Source organism: Cedecea neteri NBRC 105707 = ATCC 33855 (assembly GCF_001571265.1).
In the GTDB taxonomy this organism is placed as follows: domain Bacteria; phylum Pseudomonadota; class Gammaproteobacteria; order Enterobacterales; family Enterobacteriaceae; genus Cedecea; species Cedecea neteri.
This window is the reverse complement of sequence record NZ_BCTL01000022.1, coordinates 17,422-36,424: the sequence shown is the minus strand read 5'-3', so window position 1 is coordinate 36,424 and position 19,003 is coordinate 17,422. Positions and strand designations below refer to the sequence as shown.

Below are 19,003 nucleotides of genomic sequence, written 5' to 3'. Positions count from 1 at the left end.
GATTCATGGCCTATAAACTGCTTCTGAAGAGCGCACAATCTACGTGAGGCTTAGATCGTATTTTTTTATCTTGCGATACAGCGTAGCAATCCCAATGCCTAGCTCGTCTGCCGCCTGTTTTTTATTACTGTAGCGGGTTAAAGCATCACGAATCATCTGCCGTTCCATCTCCTCCAGCCCGGTAACGCCCTCTTCTTCTTTTGCGGCCATAACGCGTGAAGCAGGCATTGCCGGTTCGATGCGATCGCTCAGTTTCCCGCTGTTGATCAGATTTGGCGGCAGTAAGGAAACGTCAATCACCTCCCCAGACGGCACGACATTCACCAAATACTCCATTAGGTTACTTAACTCTCGGATATTGCCCGGCCAGCGATAGTGCTTTAACAGCGTTATCACTTCAGGCGCCACGCCGGGATACACCAGCTCAAGCCGACGGGTATGTAGATGAAGAAAATAGTGAATCAGCAGCTCAATATCTTCCTGACGCTCGCGTAGCGGCGGCAACCGAAGCGGGATAACATTCAGTCGGTAGTAGAGGTCCTCACGAAACTTACCCTCTGTGATGAACTGGTCAAGGTTTTGGTTGGTCGCCGAAATAATACGAATATCCACCGGTACGGGGTGGCTGGCACCCACCGGTTGAATTTCACGAGATTCAATCGCGCGCAGCAGCTTCGCCTGGAGCGTTAATGGCATATCGCCAATTTCATCTAGAAATAAGGTACCGTTATTTGCCGCCTGAATCAACCCGGTTTTACCGTTAACAGATGCTCCGGTAAACGCCCCTTTTACATAACCAAAAAGCTCACTTTCCAGCAGCTGCTCTGGGATGGCCGCACAGTTAATAGCGATAAACGGTTTATCTTTACGGTCGCTTAGCTTGTGTATCGCCCTGGCAACAACTTCTTTTCCGGTACCGCTTTCCCCGGCAATCATCACGCTGGAAGGGCTAGGTGCTATGCGGCTAATTAACTTTTTTAGCTGCCGCATAGGGCGACATTCTCCGACCATCTGCTCAATCTGCGGCCCGTCCTGCTGCGTCGAAATATCGGCGGAAGTGTGTGACTGATGAAACGCCATAAGAAATAGCCATTGATCCTGGACGGCATGCAGCTGGCCAATAATCAGCTCTTTCTTATCATCAATAGAAATAACGTGCTGCATATGACCACGAATAAAGTTTTGAGCAAAAGTCAAAGGCCGAAAGTTAATGTTTTTCCCGACAATATTGCCCTGGCTTACTCCAAGAATTTTTAAGGCAGCCTGATTGATGAACTTAATTTTTTGTTCCTGACTGACGACAAGAACGCCCTGATCCATGTTATCAAGCATTGTTAGAAATATTTTTTGGATATTATCGCCACCGCTTTGATCTTCCAGTAAGCGAGACACAAATATAGAGGAAACATGACGTACATAGTCGGAAAACTCGGTGATATTATCGTTTATTCTTTCTTGTTGGTCACACGTCAACGCGATCAGACTGATCACGCCTACGCACTGTTCTTGATAAATAACGGGGGTACCAAGGAAGGCTTTTTCTTTACAGGTTTCTTTACTCTCGCAGCCTTTGCACAGCGGATCAAAGCGTGAATGCGTGACCACTTTTTCCTTCTTTGTTTCAATAATGTAACGAAGAAGTCTCGAATCTGTATTTAATTTTCGCCCAAGAAACTTTCCGTAAGCTCCCGTACCGGCAACGCGGCACAGCGAATTGTCGACAATTTCAACCTCTAGCTGAAGCACGCTCGAAAGCATGCGGGCAAAACGTTGAATTGTAGGCTGAATTTGCATCAAGACAGAAGGCGTATTCGAAGGTGTCATATTCTCACTCACTGAAAGCAATGCCGGGTGAACAACCGTATTGAGGGTTTGTTGATGATACTACCCCAGCGCCAGACAATAATTGATGCAGGCACATTCTCTTTTCCTGTTCTTAAAGAAAAGTTGGAATTAACATCACACTTTCATATCAATATGATAATTGAGAGTGCTATTTTATCAATTTGAAGAATTTCTCATCAGATACTTAACTTCCGCCCCTTAATATCGGTGTATAAATACATGCACAACGAGTTTCTCTCTTTAATTTATGTCTGAAAATTCCATCCAGTTAGCCTGATTTCGTGACCACCCTCCCATAACCCTGCCATTTAGACGTTCGATCCCACTTTAATTTGGAGTTGGCATGCTTATTGTTAGTTGAATTGCAACGCTGGCCTCCGCGCACTGCCACCAGCAATTAATAAGCTGCCATTCACTACCAGGATTGAAAAATGAAAACTGTTAACGAACTGATTAAGGATATCAATAAGCTTAATTCCAGCCTGCATGAGAAAGACTTCCTGCTTACGTGGGAGCAATCTCCTGACGAACTGAAACAGGTATTGGACGTGGCCGATGCTTTAAAGACCCTGCGAGCCGAAAATATTGCCACCAAAGTGTTTAACAGCGGCCTGGGTATCTCGGTGTTCCGCGATAACTCAACCCGCACCCGCTTCTCTTATGCTTCCGCGCTAAACCTCCTGGGGCTGGCACAGCAGGATTTAGACGAAGGAAAGTCACAGATTGCACACGGTGAAACGGTGCGTGAAACCGCCAATATGATTTCCTTCTGCGCCGACGCCATTGGGATTCGTGATGATATGTTCCTCGGGGCCGGTAACGCCTATATGCGTGAAGTGGGTGAAGCGTTGGACGACGGCCACAAACAGGGAGTACTTCCTCAGCGCCCTGCGCTAATTAACCTGCAGTGTGATATCGACCACCCTACGCAATCCATGGCCGACCTTGCCTGGCTACGTGAACATTTCGGTTCTCTGGAAAATCTCAAGGGCAAAAAAATAGCCATGACCTGGGCGTATTCGCCAAGCTACGGCAAGCCGCTCTCTGTACCACAGGGCATTATCGGCCTGATGACACGGTTTGGCATGGACGTCACTTTGGCGCATCCGGAAGGCTATGACCTGATCCCGGACGTGATTGAAGTGGCGAAAAACAATGCTAAAGCTTCCGGCGGCAGTTTCCGTCAGGTGACCGATATGGCCGAAGCCTTTAACGATGCGGATATCGTCTACCCGAAGTCCTGGGCGCCTTATCAGGTGATGGAACAGCGTACCGAACTGCTGCGTGCCAACGATCATGAAGGCCTTAAAGCGCTGGAGAAAGCCTGTCTGGCGCAAAACGCCCAGCACAAAAACTGGCACTGCACCGAAGAGATGATGGCGAAAACGCGCGACGGCGAAGCGCTGTATATGCACTGCTTGCCTGCCGATATCACCGGCGTTTCCTGTGAAGAAGGTGAAGTGGCCGATACCGTATTCGAAAAATACCGTATCGCGACCTACAAAGAAGCGAGCTGGAAGCCGTACATCATCGCCGCCATGATCCTCTGCCGTAAATATGCCCAACCGGGACAACTGCTCGAAGAGCTGCTCAGCGAAGCGCAAAAGCGCATTAAATAAACTCTCTGGCTGGCCTGCGGGCCAGCTCTACAGCTTCATCATGACGAATAAGGACAGAGTATGTCTGCCTTCTCACTGAAAATGGATATCGCCGATAACCGCTTTTTTACGGGTGAAACCTCGTCTTTGTTTTCCCGCAAACAGGCGCAACAGGCGCGGCATTTTCATCAAAAAATAGCAGGTTATAAACCAACGCCGCTGTATGCCCTGAACGAGCTGGCCACGCTGTTTGGCGTGCGAAAAATTCTGGTTAAAGATGAGTCACAGCGCTTTGGCCTGAACGCTTTCAAGATGCTTGGAGGCTCCTATGCTATCGCCCAGCTGCTGTGCGAAAAGTATCAGCTGAATATCGATGACCTGTCGCTAGAAGATCTGAAAACACGCATCACCGAAAAGATGACCTTTGCCACTACCACCGACGGCAACCACGGACGTGGCGTCGCATGGGCGGCCAGGCAGCTTGGGCAAAACGCGGTGGTGTACATGCCTAAAGGCTCGGCACAAGAGCGCGTTGACGCAATTCTGCGTCTGGGTGCCGAGTGCATCGTCACCGACATGAACTACGACGATACCGTGCGCTTCACGATGCAAACCGCACAGAAGAACGGCTGGGAAGTCGTGCAGGACACCGCCTGGGATGGTTACACCAAAATTCCAACCTGGATTATGCAAGGCTACGCCACGCTAGCCGATGAGGCCGTCGAACAAATGGCGTCGATGGGCATTGCCCGCCCTACTCACGTGTTCTTACAGGCAGGTGTAGGTGCCATGGCCGGCGGTGTGCTGGGTTATCTGGCTGATGTCTACGGCGCCCACAACCTGCATTCAGTCATTGTCGAGCCGGAACTGGCTGACTGTATTTATCGCTCGGGCGTTAAAGGTCAGATAGTTAACGTCGGCGGTGATATGGCCACCATTATGGCCGGTCTGGCCTGCGGTGAACCAAATCCGCTCGGCTGGGAGCTGCTGCGCAATTGTTCTACGCAGTTTATCTCCTGCCAGGACGCTGTCGCCGCGCTTGGAATGCGCGTCCTGGGTAACCCGCTCGGCCACGACCCGCGCGTTATTTCCGGTGAATCCGGTGCTGTCGGCCTGGGTGCACTGGCCGCCATTCACTACCACCCTCAGCGCGAAGCGCTAATGAACAAGCTGCAACTGGACAGCGACTCCATCGTGCTGGTTATCAGCACCGAAGGCGACACCGACGTGAAGCACTATCGGGAAGTCGTCTGGGCGGGTAAGCACCCGGCCGCACTGTAATGCACAACAAATTCAGAACTGGAGAACATAGGCATGGCTAAGCATATTCCGTTTAAATTGATTCTTGAAAAAGCAAACCACTACCAGCAGGACATGACTCGTTTCCTGCGCGATATGATTGCCATCCCGAGCGAAAGCAGCGACGAAAAACGCGTCGTTCACCGCATAAAAGAAGAGATGGAGAAAGTCGGCTTCGACAAGGTAGAAATTGACCCAATGGGCAACGTGCTGGGCTATATCGGCCACGGTCCGCGCCTGGTGGCAATGGATGCGCATATTGATACCGTGGGTATCGGCAACGTCAAAAACTGGAGCTTTGATCCGTATCAGGGGATGGAAACCGATGAGCTGATTGGCGGTCGCGGCGCGTCCGACCAGGAAGGCGGTATGGCATCGATGGTTTATGCCGGGAAAATCATCAAAGATCTCGGTCTGGAAGACGAATATACCCTGCTGGTTACCGGCACTGTGCAGGAAGAAGACTGCGATGGCCTGTGCTGGCAGTACATCATTGAACAGTCCGGCATCCGCCCTGAATTTGTCGTCAGTACCGAGCCAACCGACTGCCAAATTTATCGCGGCCATCGTGGGCGTATGGAGATTCGTGTCGATGTGCAAGGCGTCAGCTGCCACGGCTCTGCGCCAGAGCGCGGTGATAATGCCATTTTCAAAATGGGTCCAATCCTTAATGAATTACAGCTGCTTTCACACAATCTGGGTAATGATGAGTTCCTCGGCAAAGGCACGCTGACCGTTTCTGAAATTTTCTTCACCTCCCCTAGCCGCTGCGCGGTTGCTGACAGCTGTGCGGTGTCTATCGACCGTCGTCTGACTTGGGGTGAAACATGGGAGGGTGCGCTGGAAGAAATACGTGCCCTGCCGGCAGTACAAAACTCGGGCGCAGCCGTGTCAATGTATCACTACGATCGCCCATCATGGACTGGCCTGGTATACCCAACCGAATGCTACTTCCCAACCTGGAAAGTCGAAGAAAACCACTTTACCGTCCGGGCGTTAAGCAATGCCTACGAGGGGCTGTTCGGCAAAGCGCCGGTAGTCGATAAGTGGACGTTTTCTACCAACGGTGTGTCTATCATGGGTCGCCACGGCATTCCGGTCATTGGCTTTGGCCCTGGCAAAGAGCCAGAAGCCCACGCGCCTAATGAAAAAACCTGGAAATCACATCTGGTGACCTGTGCTGCGATGTATGCCTCCATTCCACTGAGCTGGCTGGCAACCGAGTAATTCTGCCTCGTTATTCCTCCCGTCGTTCGCGGCGGGAGTCTGGAGTTCTTTATGCGCGTATTGATTAAAAACGGCATTGTGGTCAACGCTGACGGCCAGGCAAAACAGGACTTACTCATTGAGAATGGCCTGGTTAGCCAGCTTGCCGATAATATCGACGAAATCACCGTGGAGCAGCCCTGCGAAATTATCGATGCCAGCGGATGTTATGTGATGCCTGGCGGCGTGGATGTTCACACTCACTTTAATATTGATACCGGGCTGGCCCGCAGCTGCGACGACTTTTTTACCGGCACTCGCGCGGCGGCCTGCGGCGGCACAACCACTATTGTTGATCATATGGGCTTTGGTCCGGTGGGCTGCCGGTTGCGCCATCAGCTTGAAACCTACCATGGCTACGCCGCCTACAAAGCGGTTATCGATTACAGCTTTCACGGCGTGATTCAGCATATTAACCACGCCATCCTCGATGAAATTCCAATGATGGTTGAAGCAGGAATCAGCAGCTTCAAGCTCTATCTCACCTATCAATACAAACTCAACGATGATGAAGTGCTTCAGGCGCTGCGTCATCTGCATCGCGCCGGGGCACTGGCCACCGTTCACCCTGAAAATGACGCTGCGATAGCCCGCAAACGCGCCGAATTTTTGGCAGCCGGTAACACCGCCCCCCGCTATCACGCGCTTAGCCGCCCGTTAGAATGTGAAGCGGAAGCCATCGCTCGCATGATCAATCTCGCCCAGCTAGCGGGTAATGCGCCGCTGTATATCGTGCATCTCTCTAATGGCCTGGGGTTGGAATACTTGCGTCTTGCCCGTTCGCGCCACCAGCCGGTGTGGGTAGAAACCTGCCCGCAGTACCTTCTGCTGGATGACCGTTGCTATGAACGTGAGGATGCGCTGAAGTATCTGCTCAGCCCACCTTTGCGTAATGCCAGCAATAACGACGCGCTGTGGTGCGGTATTGCCGGGGGGCAAATTGACGTGCTGGCTACCGACCACTGTGCGTTTTCTATGGCGCAGCGGCTGCATCTTTCCGGCGGTGATTTTAGCCGCTGTCCGAACGGCCTGCCGGGTGTAGAAAACCGCCTGTTGCTGCTGTTCTCGCACGGCGTAATGACCGGGCGAATAACGCCGGAGCATTTTGTCGCGCTCACCAGCGCCAACCCTGCAAAACTTTTTGGCCTGTGGCCACAAAAAGGGCGTCTGGCGCCTGGGGCAGATGGCGATGTGGTGATTATCGATCCACGTCGGAGCACGACTATCCGCCATGAAATGTTGCATGACAACGCGGACTATTCACCGTGGGAAGGCTTTGTCTGCCAGGGCTACATTCGTCAGACCTTGTCTCACGGCCGGGTAATTTTCAACAACGGCAGTTTCACCGGCATCGCAGGTCAGGGGCGTTTCCTGCGCCGGGCCCCCTTTTCTGCCGCGCATTTATCAATGCGCAGCAATGCATCCTAAAGTGAGGAATCCATGAGTAAAAGAATTGTGCTCGCCCTCGGCGGCAATGCCTTAGGCGAGGATCTGGCCGGGCAAATGCAGGCCGTGAAACAAACATCCCAGGCCATCGTCGATCTGATTGCTCAAGGGCACCAGGTGGTCGTCACGCACGGGAATGGGCCGCAGGTAGGAATGATCAACCTGGCCTTCGAAGCTGCCGCCAAAACGGATGCACATACGCCGATGCTGCCAATGTCGGTCTGCGTGGCTCTAAGTCAGGGCTACATTGGCTACGATCTCCAAAATGCGCTGCGTGAAGAACTGCTGTCGCGCAATATGCATATTCCCGTGGCAACGCTGATTACCCAGGTTGAAGTGGATGCCAACGATCCGGCGTTCAGCAACCCAACCAAACCTATCGGTTCGTTTTTCAACAAGGAAGAGGCCGACCAGCTTGCCCTAAAGGGTTATGTGCTGAAAGAAGATGCCGGTCGCGGCTATCGTCGAGTGGTCGCCTCTCCAAAACCGATTGATATCATTGAAAAAGAAACGGTTAAAGCCATGATGGATGCCTGCCACGTAGTGATTACCGCCGGCGGCGGTGGGATCCCGGTTATCCGCGAAGGTAACCATCTGCGAGGAGCAAGTGCGGTTATCGATAAAGACTGGGCCAGTGCCAGGCTGGCGGCAATGATTGATGCCGATATGCTGATTATTCTTACAGCGGTGGAAAAAGTGGCTATCAATTTTGGCAAGCCGAACGAACAGTGGCTGGATAATCTGTCGCTGAGCGATGCCGAACAGTTTATTGCCGAAGGGCATTTCGCGAAAGGTTCAATGCTGCCGAAGGTGGAGGCCGCAGCATCGTTTGCCCGTTCACGTCCCGGTCGTAAGGCGTTGATTACCGTATTGAGCAAAGCAAAAGAAGGAATTGAAGGTAAAACCGGAACCGTCATTCAGGGATAAGTTAACTTATCTGGTCAACGCGTTACGTATCATCGCGTTGACCGGATAAGCAAAGCCACATCAGGCAACCGTCAGCAGCATTTTTTTCTCCTTCACGCTCTGATTCATTAAGGTCATTAACGCCTCAAGTACACCGCCGCCAATCGCTCGGGCTTTATCCGACACGCTGGTGTAATCCGCCTTCTCACCACGTGGGTCGATATCACCAATCTTGAAGCCGGTATCCACCACCAGCCCATCGTTCAATAGTCCGCGAACCATACCGCTCAGGGGAGCGCGGATCTCTACCTCGCCGACGAGCGCAATCACATCACCTTCACTGACAACATCACCCAGCCGCACCCGGTTACGCATTACGCCAGCGCCCGGCGCGCGAATTACCCGCCGTGAGGTGTGGCCCATGATATTGCCCGGAACGCCGGTATTTTCCTGCGCCCGGCCCTCATAAATGACCTGCCCAAGCCAATGACCACGGTTGGTTTCAATCACCGCGTGGCAGTCCTGCCCGGCGTTAAATCCAGGGCCAAGCGCAATAACTGCCGGAGCTAGCCCCGGGTGCGTACCCAAATTTTCTTTCGCCAGAATGGCATCTACCACACAGCCCGGCTGCAGCTCATGAAGACATTCGCACAGCGGGTCGATCAGAACCGGAATCGCACCATTCTCAGCAATACGCAGCGCTTCCTGCACCGTAGCGACACGTTTCGCACTTACCCCTTCAACCGTCGTTTCACCGTCAAATACCGCCTGAGCAAACGCCACGGTACGGCGGATAACCGTAGGTTTTTCAACTTCCAGCATGATGACCTTAAAGCCCGCGTGCCATAGCCGCAGCGCCACGCCGGTGGCGATATCTCCCGCTCCACGAATCACCACTCTCAGCGGCCGTGACGGCGTGTCCGTGCCCATCATCAACCCGCCGGGAGCCTGATTTTTAACCTGTAGGATCTCGGCCATCACGCTAATAGCAATCTCATTCGGCGTTTCTGCGCCAATGTCATAGCCCACCGGGGCATGTAAGCGGGCAATCTTTTCTTCCTCCACGCCGTTATCTCGCAGCTGGCGTAGAAAAACCTGCACTTTACGACGGCTGGCCAACAGCCCCAGCCAGGCGGCTGGCAGTTCAATCAACCGATCTAATGCTTCACGGTCTTTATTATTGGTAGCAATCAGCACAAAATTATCCTGCCGAATCGCAAGTTTCTCTACCGCAACACTGAAGGTACCCGCATGCAGTAGCTGCGTTAAAGGTGGAAAAAATGCGGGGTTAAGACTTTCCGGATAGATATCTGCCACCGAGATTTCAAATCCCAGAAGCGCGGCACTATGGGCGACTGCACGGTTCACGTGCCCTGCGCCAATCAGTACTAATCGCGGGCGAAGGCCGTGAACGCTGATATATACTGACATTGCACCGCCGCAGTCAGAGCCTACCGCGTCGTTGCCGCTACGCGCCATGCGGCCATGAAACATTCTCGAGGCTTTTTCATTTAATGCTTCCAACGCCTCATCAATGACCCGGCGCTCTACCATGCCGCCACCAATAGTTCCCAGGATGCTGCCATCATCGCGGATCAACATTTGGGCTGAATGCCGTGGCGTGGACCCTCTGCTGTCGACAATCTGAGCCAAAGCAAAGGGGCGGTTTTGTTCTTCCAGTCTTGCAGCTTCTGAGAAAATATTCATAACAACCTCAAATGGATATCCTTTCATTACCCCGGTATGGAGTCACTTCCTCACTCGTCTGCGCGTAATTGCCGGGCTATCCTGTACCGAACCGGCCCAGATAGCGTCTACCGCTTCACTTATCAACAGCTCACCTTGCTGTAAATTCTCATTTTGAGAAAGCTGGTTAAGCAGCCAGATCCGTCGACATCCCGGCGGTGTTCCTTTAAACGCCCCTTCTGAATGCTGAATCAGGCGGTGCAGCATGGACCAATTGAGCTTGTCACCCGTGTCGGCACCGGTTATGCGAGAAAAAAGTGGCCAGCGATGGACTGTCGCTGGCCCAAGGGCTTTTCCGAGCATGTCAGCGCCCGTTACAGCAACTACGCAACAACAGGATAAAGGGATGCAAGGTTCGTGCTTGGTTGGCGCTTTTATGGCAAAACCGTGAGCGCCGTCAGCTTCTACCAGCACAACATCGACATTTCTTGCGGTCAGCAGGTCATCAAGCTGTGCGGGAGTGAAGCCTTTGGCCTTACCTACCTCGGGCAACCAGGCCGAGAAACAAGCCTGTAGAGGGCTTTGCCATACCTCAGAGGGTAAAGCTAAAGGATCGCGACAGAAGGTAACAGGCAGGTGCTGCGGCAGGTACATATGCGTGGTGGTAGTCAGCAGAACCCGCCGCCCGGCCTGCTGAAATGCCCTCGCCAGCCATAATAAAGTGCTGGTTTTCCCTCCAGCCCCAACGGCAGAAATTAGCAACGGGTTTGCGGTGACGTTTAAATCACAAAACAGTGTGTCCAGCTGAGGTATATTTTCCATTATGTTTTGACGACTCCATAATGTTGAAGGTTATATGAAACAAGTCGACTGCATTATTCCCGCCGCAGGTCTTTCATCGCGTATGGGTCAATGGAAAATGATGTTACCCTGGCGCAATGGCACAATACTTGACGCAAGCATTAAAAATGCTCAGCAATTTTGCTCGCATATCATTCTGGTGACTGGCCATCGCTATGAAGAACTCAATGCTCGATATTTTCGAGAGCCCGGTATTACCCTTATTCATAATCCAGACTATCAACAAGGGCTATTATCATCGGTATCTGTGGGCGTAAATGCGGCCGCGGCAGATTATTGTTTTATCAGCCACGGAGATTTGCCCTGCCTGCATCAGGATGTGTTCGAATCACTGTGGATACAACGGATTAATGGCGCATTGCTACCTCACTACCAGGAAACGCCGGGCCACCCTATTCTGGCGAAGCGCGACGTTTTACAGCAATGCTTACAACACCCGCGCGGGCAGTCAGTTCGTCGCTCGCTGCTTGCCTTTAAGCATAAAATTATTGCGCTGGATTACCCTGAAATTATTTTTGATGTCGATACGCCAGAAGATTTCAAACGCCTGCAGAATTATCAAAATAGAATGATGACTCAGTGATATTCTCATATTGATACATTACGACTGTTTTTGAGAAATAAAGAAAATCGCTATCACTGAGTGATTTCAATTCGCATTTGGATATCCTGTCATGGCTCACAAACCAGGGGTAACTTTAGACCTTACTCACAATATTTCGCCGTCCCGGCCCTATTAAAAACACCTGGTGCGATTGTTGCTATTCCTCTCTAACCGCCGGTTCTCCGGCTCATTCGATTTAACAGGTTAGTCTAAGGAGAGGATTATGGGCGATATCATGCGACCCGTTCCGTTTGAGGAATTATTGACGCGCATTTTTGATGAATACCACAATCACCGGTCTATCTTCGGTATTCCAGAGCAGCAGTTTTACTCCCCTGTCGCCCAGCGGCACCTGAACGTTTTTGGCGAGCCGTGCGTAACGCCCGTAGGCCCTGCTGCCGGACCGCACACTCAGCTGGCGCAAAACATCATTACCGCCTGGCTGACCGGTGGGCGGTTTATTGAGCTGAAAACGGTGCAAATCCTCGACCGGCTGGAACTGGAAAAGCCCTGTATCGATGCGGAAGATGAATGCTTTAACACCGAATGGTCGACGGAATTCACGCTGCTGAAGGCGTGGGATGAATATCTGAAAGCCTGGTTTGTCCTTCATCTGCTGGAGAAAGTGCTGCCGCTAACGCCGGTGAAAGATGGTAAATCGTTTATTTTCAATATGAGCGTCGGCTACAACCTGGACGGAATTAAACAGCCTCCGATGCAGCAGTTTATCGATAACATGATGAATGCCGCCGGCCATCCAAAATTTGAGCAATACCGTGAAACGCTTAACCGCTGGCTGCACGATGCCAGCTTCCTCGCCCGCTACCCAAATTCTGAACTGGAGACGTTAAGCCAGTGTATCCCGGCCGATATGGTTCACGGCGTTACGCTATCGACAATGCACGGTTGCCCGCCGGACGAAATCGAAGCGATTTGCCGCTATATGCTGGAAGAAAAACGACTTAATACCTTTGTGAAGCTCAACCCAACGCTGCTGGGCTATCCTCGCGTGCGTGAAATTCTCGATACCTGTGGCTTTGATTACATTGGCCTTAATGAAGAATCATTTGAACATGACCTGAAAATTGGTCAGGCGCTTGAGATGCTGCAGCGCCTGATGCAGCTGGCGAAAACGAAGAACCTTGGCTTCGGTGTGAAGCTAACCAACACGCTGGGCACGGTTAACAATAAAGGCGCATTGCCCGGCGATGAAATGTATATGTCCGGTCGCGCGCTGTTCCCGCTATCAATCAACGTCGCCGCCCTGCTGTCCCGCGAATTTGACGGCAAACTGCCTATTTCCTATTCCGGCGGGGCGAGCCAGCTTAATATCCGCGAAATTTTCGAGACAGGTATTCGCCCGATCACCATGGCAACGGATCTGCTTAAACCGGGTGGCTATCTACGCCTGAGTGAGTGTATGCGCGAGCTGGAGCAATCCGATGGCTGGACGATGACTCAGGTTGATGTTGCTCGACTGAATACACTGGCGGAGAAAGCCGTTAGCATGGCCTATACCCAGAAGCAGTGGAAACCTGAAGACCGCATAGACGTCGGTGAAAAACTGCCGATGACCGACTGTTATGTCGCCCCCTGCGTTACGGCCTGCGCCATCAAACAGGACATTCCGGAATACATTCGGCTGATGGGTGAACAGCGCTATGCCGATGCCCTCGAGCTTATCTACCAACGTAACGCGCTGCCGGCGATCACCGGCCATATTTGCGATCACCAGTGTCAGTACAACTGTACCCGCCTGGATTACGACAGCGCGCTGAACATCCGTGAACTGAAAAAAATCGCCCTCGAAAAAGGTTGGGATGAATACCGACAGCGCTGGCATAAACCTGCTGGCTCAGGGGCGCGGCACCCGGTGGCGGTGATTGGTGCAGGCCCGGCCGGGCTGGCTGCGGGGTATTTCCTCGCCCGCTCAGGTTACAGTGTCACGTTATTTGAGCGAGAAGCCAATGCCGGGGGCGTGGTGAGTAATATCATTCCGCAATTTCGTATTCCCGGCGAACTTATTCAGCAGGATATCGATTTTGTTGTGAACCACGGCGTTAATATCGTTTACGGATGCGATCCACATCTGACCGTCGAAAAGCTTCAACAGCAGGGGTTCCGTTACGTGCTGATTGGCACCGGAACCGATAAAAACAGCGGCGTGAAGCTGCGCGGCGATAACCAGAACGTGCATAAATCACTTCAGTTCCTGCGCGAATTTAACCGCGGAGATAACCTGCAGCTCGGCAAACATGTTGCTGTCGTGGGTGCCGGGAATACCGCGATGGACTGTGCTCGCGCTGCGCTGCGCGTACCTGGCGTAGAAAAAGCGACCGTGATTTACCGCCGCTCTCAGCAAGAGATGCCCGCGTGGCGCGAAGAGTACGAAGAAGCGGTAGATGATGGCGTAGAGTTCCGGTTCCTTAATAACCCTGAACAGTTCGACGCCAACGGCACGCTGACCGTGCGTGTAATGGTCTTGGGGGAAATCGACGATAAAGGTCGTCGTCGTCCGATAGAAACCGAAGAAACCTGTACCCTGCAGGTTGACACGCTGATTACCGCCATCGGCGAACAGCAGGACTGTGAAGCGCTGGCGGCGATGGGCATTCCGCTGGATGAACAAGGCTGGCCAGAAGTTAACGCCGACGGTGAAACGCGTCATTCCGGCATATTCCTGATTGGCGACGTTCAGCGGGGCCCTTCCTCCATCGTTTCCGCTATCGGCAATGCTCGTCGTGCTACCGACACCATCCTGGCTCGGGAAAATATTCGCAGCCATCACGATGAAAAACGCTGGAATAACGTTGATCCTTCAGAAGTTTACCGCCGCAAAGGCACGATTGTCGTCACGCAGGTGGATAAAGACGACCGCGATGCCTTTGTCGCACAGGAGGCTTCACGCTGCCTGGAGTGTAACTATGTATGCAGCAAATGCGTCGACGTTTGCCCGAACCGCGCCAACGTTTCTATAGCCGTACCCGGCTTCCAGAACCGATATCAGACCCTGCACCTCGATGCTTATTGCAACGAATGTGGCAACTGCGCCCAGTTCTGCCCATGGCAAGGCAAGCCATACAAAGACAAAATCACCGTCTTTAGCCTGCTTCAGGACTTCAGCAACAGCAGCAATCCGGGGTTGCTTGTTGAAGGCAATCGCGTGCACATTCGCCTGGAAGAGCGGACCTGGCTGTTAACGCTTGATGAACGGGGGCAGTTTAGCCAGATACCGCCGGAGCTGCAGGATATGTGCCGCATCGTCAGTCATATCCACCGTCACCATCATTACCTGCTGGGAGTTGTTGAAGCATGAGTATCTTAATTCTGAAAAACGCCACGGCCGCGCAGATTTACCCGGCAATGGTGCGTGAAAATGTCGACATCGCCATTGAAAATGCTGAGATTATCGCTGTAGGGAGCAATCTCAGGAGTACATTTCCACTGGCCAATATTAAAGACATGCAGGGCCGCTTAGTCATGCCCGGGATGGTCTGTTCCCACAACCACTTTTATTCAGGATTGTCACGGGGTATTCAGGCGAATATTGCCCCCAGCCCGGACTTTATCTCGACGCTAAAAAACCTGTGGTGGCGGCTGGATCGCGCCTTAGATGAAGAATCGTTGTATTACAGTGGGCTGATTTGCTCTCTGGAAGCAATTCGCAGCGGCTGCACGGCGGTGATAGATCACCATGCATCGCCTGGCTATATTGCCGGGTCGCTCAGCCAATTGCGCAATGCCTTTATGAAGGTTGGTTTGCGCGGCATGACCTGCTTTGAAACCACTGACCGTAACGGAGGCTCGCAAGAGCTGCGGGCAGGCGTGGAAGAGAATATCCGTTTTGCACGCGAGATTGATAAGGCGCGTGAATCAGGGCGTGAGCCCTATTTGGTCGAAGCGCATATCGGCGCACATGCGCCGTTCACCCTCGGTAATGACGGACTGTCTATGCTGGGTGAAGCAATAAAAGCAACAGGCCGTGGGCTTCACATCCATGCGGCGGAAGACCGCTATGACGTTTCCCACAGCCACCATCATTACGGCAAAGATTTGCTGGTGCGTTTGGCCGAATATAGCCTGCTTAACAGCAAAACGCTGGTCGCGCATGGCCTCTATCTTTCCGATGCCGATATCACGCTACTCAATGACTATGATGGATTCCTGGTGCATAACGCCCGTTCTAACATGAACAATCATGTGGGCTATAACCATAAACTCAACGCCTTCCGCAATCTGGCATTGGGTACGGATGGTATTGGTTCAGATATGTTTGAGGAGATGAAATTTGCCTTCTTCAAACACCGTGATGCCGGCGGCCCTCTTTGGCCAGACAGCTTTGCCCGCGCCCTCAGCAACGGTAACGCCCTGCTCAGCCGCAACTTTAACGCAAAATTTGGCCGCATTGAGGCCGGCTACAAGGCAGATCTGACGATTATCGATTACCTGCCACCAACGCCGCTCATCGCAGAAAACATCGCCGGGCATATTGCCTTTGGCATGGGCTCAAACCATGTCCACAGCGTGATGATTAACGGTGAGATGGTGTATGAAGACCGACAGTTCATGTTTGACTGCGCACCTGTTTTTGCTGAAGCACAAAAAGTGGCGGCGAAAATGTGGCAGCGGATGGACTCCCTGCCTTGATTAAGCGTTATTTACCCGGTGCCTAAGGCACCGGGTCATACGCCCGGAACGGATATTGTTCCGGGCATAGCTCACTACCGAAGAAACAGACTCGCCGTAGCACGCTCACGCTGCTTTTGCATTTCCCTCAGTTGTTGCTCACTTATCTTACTTAATGCCGCCGTCGGGCAAACATCAATGCATGCCGGACCACGCTCGCGGCCGTTACACAAATCGCACTTGAGTATAGCTGTCGTCTTTTGCTCGGGATTAACGTCCACGCTGATTACCCCGAACGGACACGCCACAACACAGCTTTGGCAGCCAATACATCGCGAATCGTCGGCCTCGACGCGTTCACTTCCCATCGTTAACGCCATCACCGGGCAGGCGCTTACACAGGGCGCATTTTCACATTGATGGCACATCACCGGCACACTCAGGGTGTCAAGCCGCAGCACTTTCAGCCGCGGCCGAAACGTCGCGTCCTCGGTAACGTGCTCCATAGCGCAGGCGATCTCACAAGTACGGCAGCCAATGCAGGATGCTGAATCTGCCAGAATAAAGCTGGTCATGCTCCCTCCTTACACTTAAACATCTCCAGCATTTCACTGGCCGCCTGCCTGCCGGCAACCATCGCCGTGACCACCAGATCCGCCCCGTGAACCGCGTCGCCACCAGCATAGATTTTGTCATTGCTGGTTTGCGTTGTGCCTCGCCCTTGCCCACCGGTGCAAATTTGCCCCCAACGGTCGAGCTGCACGCCGTAACCTCGCAGCCACGGCATATCATGCGCCTGAAAACCGAATGCCATAATGAGAACGTCAACCGGCAGCGTAAAGTCAGAGCCCGCCACAGGTCGTGGACGACGGCGGCCATCAGGTCCCGGCTCGCCCATCTCGGTACGGATCAGGCCGATCGCCGTTACCTTGCCTTTACGATCGCGCTGGATGTACTGTGGCTGCACGTTAAACTGGAACTCGACGCCTTCTTCCCTGGCGTTAACCACCTCTTTTTTCGAGCCCGGCATGCTCAGCTCATCGCGACGGTAGGCACAGGTAACGCTCGCGGCCCCGCGCCGTATTGCGGTACGCAGGCAGTCCATTGCCGTATCACCGCCGCCAAGTACCACAACGTGTTTATCTTTAATGTCGATCATCGGGTATTCCGCGCTCTGCTCCAGCCCCATCACTTCGCGAGTGCTGGCAATGAGGAATGGCAGCGCCTGGATTACGCCGGGAGCGTCTTCACCTTCCAGTCCCGCCGCCATAAGGCCGTAGGTCCCTACGCCCAGGAATACCGCGTCATAGTTCGCCATCAGGTCGTTAAACTGTACATCTCTCCCCACTTCATGATTAAGGTGAAAACGGATGCCCATTTCACTGAAAATGCTTCGCCTGGCGCTCAGGATACTTTTATTCAGTTTGAACGGAGGAATACCGAATGTGAGCAATCCACCAATTTCCGGATGCTTATCAAAGACATCAACCTGAACCCCTGCTCGAGCTAAAATATCAGCACATCCCAGCCCGGCCGGACCCGCACCAACAATCGCAACACGTTCTTTACGTGGCACAATATCGCCTGTCTGCGGTCGCCATCCCGACGCCAGCGCGGTGTCGGTGATATAGCGTTCCAGGTTGCCAATAGCCACCGAGCCACCCTCATTTTTTAGCGTACAAGCGCCTTCGCACAGGCGATCCTGCGGGCAAACTCGACCACAGATTTCCGGTAACGAGCTGCTTTGATGGCACAATTCAGCGGCTTCGATAATCTTCCCTTCATTCACAAGGCGGATGAAATCGGGAATATGGTTATGCAGCGGGCATGTCCAGTTACACCAGGCTTTTTGTGCGCAGTGCAGGCAGCGCTCGCTTTCATACTCAGCATCACGACTGCCAAGCCCGTAATAGATCTCTTCGAAATGCGTTTTGCGGATGTCGGCTTCTACCTTTTTTGCCCCCACGCGAGGTGGTTTGCTGAGAAATGCTTCCCGGCGGCTGGGATGGCGAGTTTGCACCGTCTGCCCTTGTACGCTTCGGATTTGCCGCTGACTGCGTAGGTTTTCTAATCCGGCATCGTCCATCAGGCGCAGCGCTTGTGTTGGGCAAACGCTGACGCAGGCAGGTTTTCCTGTAGGATGCTCGCTGCACAGGTCGCATTTTTGCGCTAACTGTGGGGCGCTGTCATCGGCAGACACCATCTCGATGGCGCCAAAGGGACAGGCGATCGCGCAACTCTTACAGCCAATGCATTTCTCTTGCTTTAATTGAATGCTGTTATTAGCAAAATAAAGCGCATCGGTTGGGCAGGATGCGACACATGGCGCATCGTTACAGTGGTGGCAGGTCGCCGCATTACTCTCTTTACGGTGGAAAACAACGTGGATCCGCGGCTGAAAATCCGTCCGCTTCAGCGGCCAGCTGTCCTGGTGATGAGCAGTAACGCAGGCAACCTCGCAGGCATGGCAGCCAATACAGCTCGTGGCATCGGCAACAATAAATCTGTTCATTTGCTTCCCTTTTATTATTCAATCAATGCTTCAAGGGATGCGATGCAATTATCAGACGCATTTGTTGTTTTTAAGATGAACAGATTTATTTTTGGGATATACGTCAAGAAAATGCTTAACAACATTGAAATCAGTATATTGAGATCGGCATAGCCTCTTTAGATTATCGCCACGATATTCGCTTGCTACCAATATGAGAGATAAATTATCTCAATGTGATACCTCGCGCAGCGCCTCTATTTACTCCTTATCACCCGCACAGCTTTCATAGCTCATCAGCCGTGATTTAATTCACAAATATATTCATCTGCGGCCAAACCATGCATTTTTGGCACAGCTTACGCATAGATAACG

Annotated in this window: 13 protein-coding genes; 8 read left to right on the top strand and 5 right to left on the bottom strand. The window is 52.6% G+C overall.

The window, feature by feature from the left end:
• Positions 1 to 39: 39 nt before the first annotated feature.
• Entirely contained in the window at positions 40 to 1,824 is a 1,785-nt protein-coding gene (locus CNE01S_RS10385) for a sigma-54 interaction domain-containing protein (protein WP_061275745.1), read from the bottom strand.
• A 452-nt stretch (positions 1,825 to 2,276) separates the two neighbouring features.
• Between CNE01S_RS10385 and ygeW the strand changes: the two genes are divergently transcribed.
• From ygeW to arcC, 5 genes are read left to right on the top strand one after another with little or no spacing between them, the layout of a single operon-like run.
• Complete coding sequence (gene ygeW, locus CNE01S_RS10380; protein ID WP_061275743.1) at positions 2,277 to 3,464, top strand: knotted carbamoyltransferase YgeW; 1,188 nt, start codon at positions 2,277 to 2,279, stop codon at positions 3,462 to 3,464.
• Between the two features lie 60 nt (positions 3,465 to 3,524).
• On the top strand, positions 3,525 to 4,724 hold the full coding sequence (dpaL, locus tag CNE01S_RS10375; protein ID WP_061275741.1) for a diaminopropionate ammonia-lyase: 1,200 nt from the start codon (positions 3,525 to 3,527) through the stop codon (positions 4,722 to 4,724).
• 33 nt (positions 4,725 to 4,757) lie between these two features.
• Entirely contained in the window at positions 4,758 to 5,969 is a 1,212-nt protein-coding gene (locus tag CNE01S_RS10370; protein WP_061275739.1) for a YgeY family selenium metabolism-linked hydrolase, read from the top strand.
• Positions 5,970 to 6,020: 51 nt separating this feature from the next.
• A complete protein-coding gene (gene hydA, locus CNE01S_RS10365) occupies positions 6,021 to 7,436 on the top strand; it encodes a dihydropyrimidinase (RefSeq protein WP_061275737.1) in 1,416 nt (471 codons plus the stop codon).
• 12 nt (positions 7,437 to 7,448) lie between these two features.
• Positions 7,449 to 8,381, top strand: a complete 933-nt coding sequence (gene arcC, locus CNE01S_RS10360) for a carbamate kinase (protein WP_061275735.1) — start codon at positions 7,449 to 7,451, stop codon at positions 8,379 to 8,381.
• Between the two features lie 60 nt (positions 8,382 to 8,441).
• On the opposite strand, the gene yqeB is transcribed toward arcC, so the two are convergent.
• Entirely contained in the window at positions 8,442 to 10,067 is a 1,626-nt protein-coding gene (yqeB, locus tag CNE01S_RS10355; protein WP_061275886.1) for a selenium-dependent molybdenum cofactor biosynthesis protein YqeB, read from the bottom strand.
• Between the two features lie 42 nt (positions 10,068 to 10,109).
• Positions 10,110 to 10,868, bottom strand: coding sequence for a selenium cofactor biosynthesis protein YqeC (gene yqeC / locus CNE01S_RS10350; protein ID WP_061275733.1), 759 nt, complete (start codon positions 10,866 to 10,868; stop codon positions 10,110 to 10,112).
• A 34-nt stretch (positions 10,869 to 10,902) separates the two neighbouring features.
• On the opposite strand from yqeC, the gene CNE01S_RS10345 reads away from it, so the two are divergent.
• The 3 genes from CNE01S_RS10345 to ssnA all read left to right on the top strand — a co-directional run bounded on the left by CNE01S_RS10345 (position 10,903) and on the right by ssnA (position 16,158).
• Positions 10,903 to 11,490 carry an NTP transferase domain-containing protein gene (locus CNE01S_RS10345; RefSeq protein WP_061275731.1) on the top strand — a complete coding sequence of 196 codons (588 nt, stop codon included), beginning with the start codon at positions 10,903 to 10,905 and terminating at the stop codon, positions 11,488 to 11,490.
• A 244-nt stretch (positions 11,491 to 11,734) separates the two neighbouring features.
• Positions 11,735 to 14,827 (top strand): putative selenate reductase subunit YgfK, encoded by a 3,093-nt coding sequence (gene ygfK / locus CNE01S_RS10340; RefSeq protein WP_061275729.1) that lies wholly within the window; start codon positions 11,735 to 11,737, stop codon positions 14,825 to 14,827.
• The gene (gene ssnA, locus CNE01S_RS10335; RefSeq protein WP_061275727.1) at positions 14,824 to 16,158 is read left to right on the top strand and encodes a putative aminohydrolase SsnA; all 1,335 of its coding nucleotides are present in this window, start codon (positions 14,824 to 14,826) and stop codon (positions 16,156 to 16,158) included. Before ygfK ends, ssnA begins: the two co-directional genes overlap by 4 nt.
• A 74-nt stretch (positions 16,159 to 16,232) precedes the next feature.
• On the opposite strand, the gene CNE01S_RS10330 is transcribed toward ssnA, so the two are convergent.
• Together CNE01S_RS10330 and ygfT are read right to left on the bottom strand one after the other, a co-directional pair.
• On the bottom strand, positions 16,233 to 16,712 hold the full coding sequence (locus tag CNE01S_RS10330) for a 4Fe-4S dicluster domain-containing protein (protein WP_061275725.1): 480 nt from the start codon (positions 16,710 to 16,712) through the stop codon (positions 16,233 to 16,235).
• Entirely contained in the window at positions 16,709 to 18,649 is a 1,941-nt protein-coding gene (gene ygfT / locus CNE01S_RS10325) for a formate-dependent uric acid utilization protein YgfT (protein WP_061275723.1), read from the bottom strand. Before ygfT ends, CNE01S_RS10330 begins: the two co-directional genes overlap by 4 nt.
• Positions 18,650 to 19,003: the final 354 nt, after the last annotated feature.

Bases quoted from the DNA above. Each gene is read 5' to 3' on its own strand.
- ygfK (WP_061275729.1), top strand. From the start codon at position 11,735: ATGGGCGATATCATGCGACCCGTTCCGTTTGAGGAATTATTGACGCGC.
- ygeW (WP_061275743.1), top strand. From the start codon at position 2,277: ATGAAAACTGTTAACGAACTGATTAAGGATATCAATAAGCTTAATTCC.
- yqeC (WP_061275733.1), bottom strand. From the start codon at position 10,868: ATGGAAAATATACCTCAGCTGGACACACTGTTTTGTGATTTAAACGTC.
- hydA (WP_061275737.1), top strand. From the start codon at position 6,021: ATGCGCGTATTGATTAAAAACGGCATTGTGGTCAACGCTGACGGCCAG.
- CNE01S_RS10330 (WP_061275725.1), bottom strand. From the start codon at position 16,712: ATGACCAGCTTTATTCTGGCAGATTCAGCATCCTGCATTGGCTGCCGT.
- arcC (WP_061275735.1), top strand. From the start codon at position 7,449: ATGAGTAAAAGAATTGTGCTCGCCCTCGGCGGCAATGCCTTAGGCGAG.
- CNE01S_RS10345 (WP_061275731.1), top strand. From the start codon at position 10,903: ATGAAACAAGTCGACTGCATTATTCCCGCCGCAGGTCTTTCATCGCGT.
- CNE01S_RS10370 (WP_061275739.1), top strand. From the start codon at position 4,758: ATGGCTAAGCATATTCCGTTTAAATTGATTCTTGAAAAAGCAAACCAC.
- yqeB (WP_061275886.1), bottom strand. From the start codon at position 10,067: ATGAATATTTTCTCAGAAGCTGCAAGACTGGAAGAACAAAACCGCCCC.
- dpaL (WP_061275741.1), top strand. From the start codon at position 3,525: ATGTCTGCCTTCTCACTGAAAATGGATATCGCCGATAACCGCTTTTTT.
- ygfT (WP_061275723.1), bottom strand. From the start codon at position 18,649: ATGAACAGATTTATTGTTGCCGATGCCACGAGCTGTATTGGCTGCCAT.
- CNE01S_RS10385 (WP_061275745.1), bottom strand. From the start codon at position 1,824: ATGACACCTTCGAATACGCCTTCTGTCTTGATGCAAATTCAGCCTACA.
- ssnA (WP_061275727.1), top strand. From the start codon at position 14,824: ATGAGTATCTTAATTCTGAAAAACGCCACGGCCGCGCAGATTTACCCG.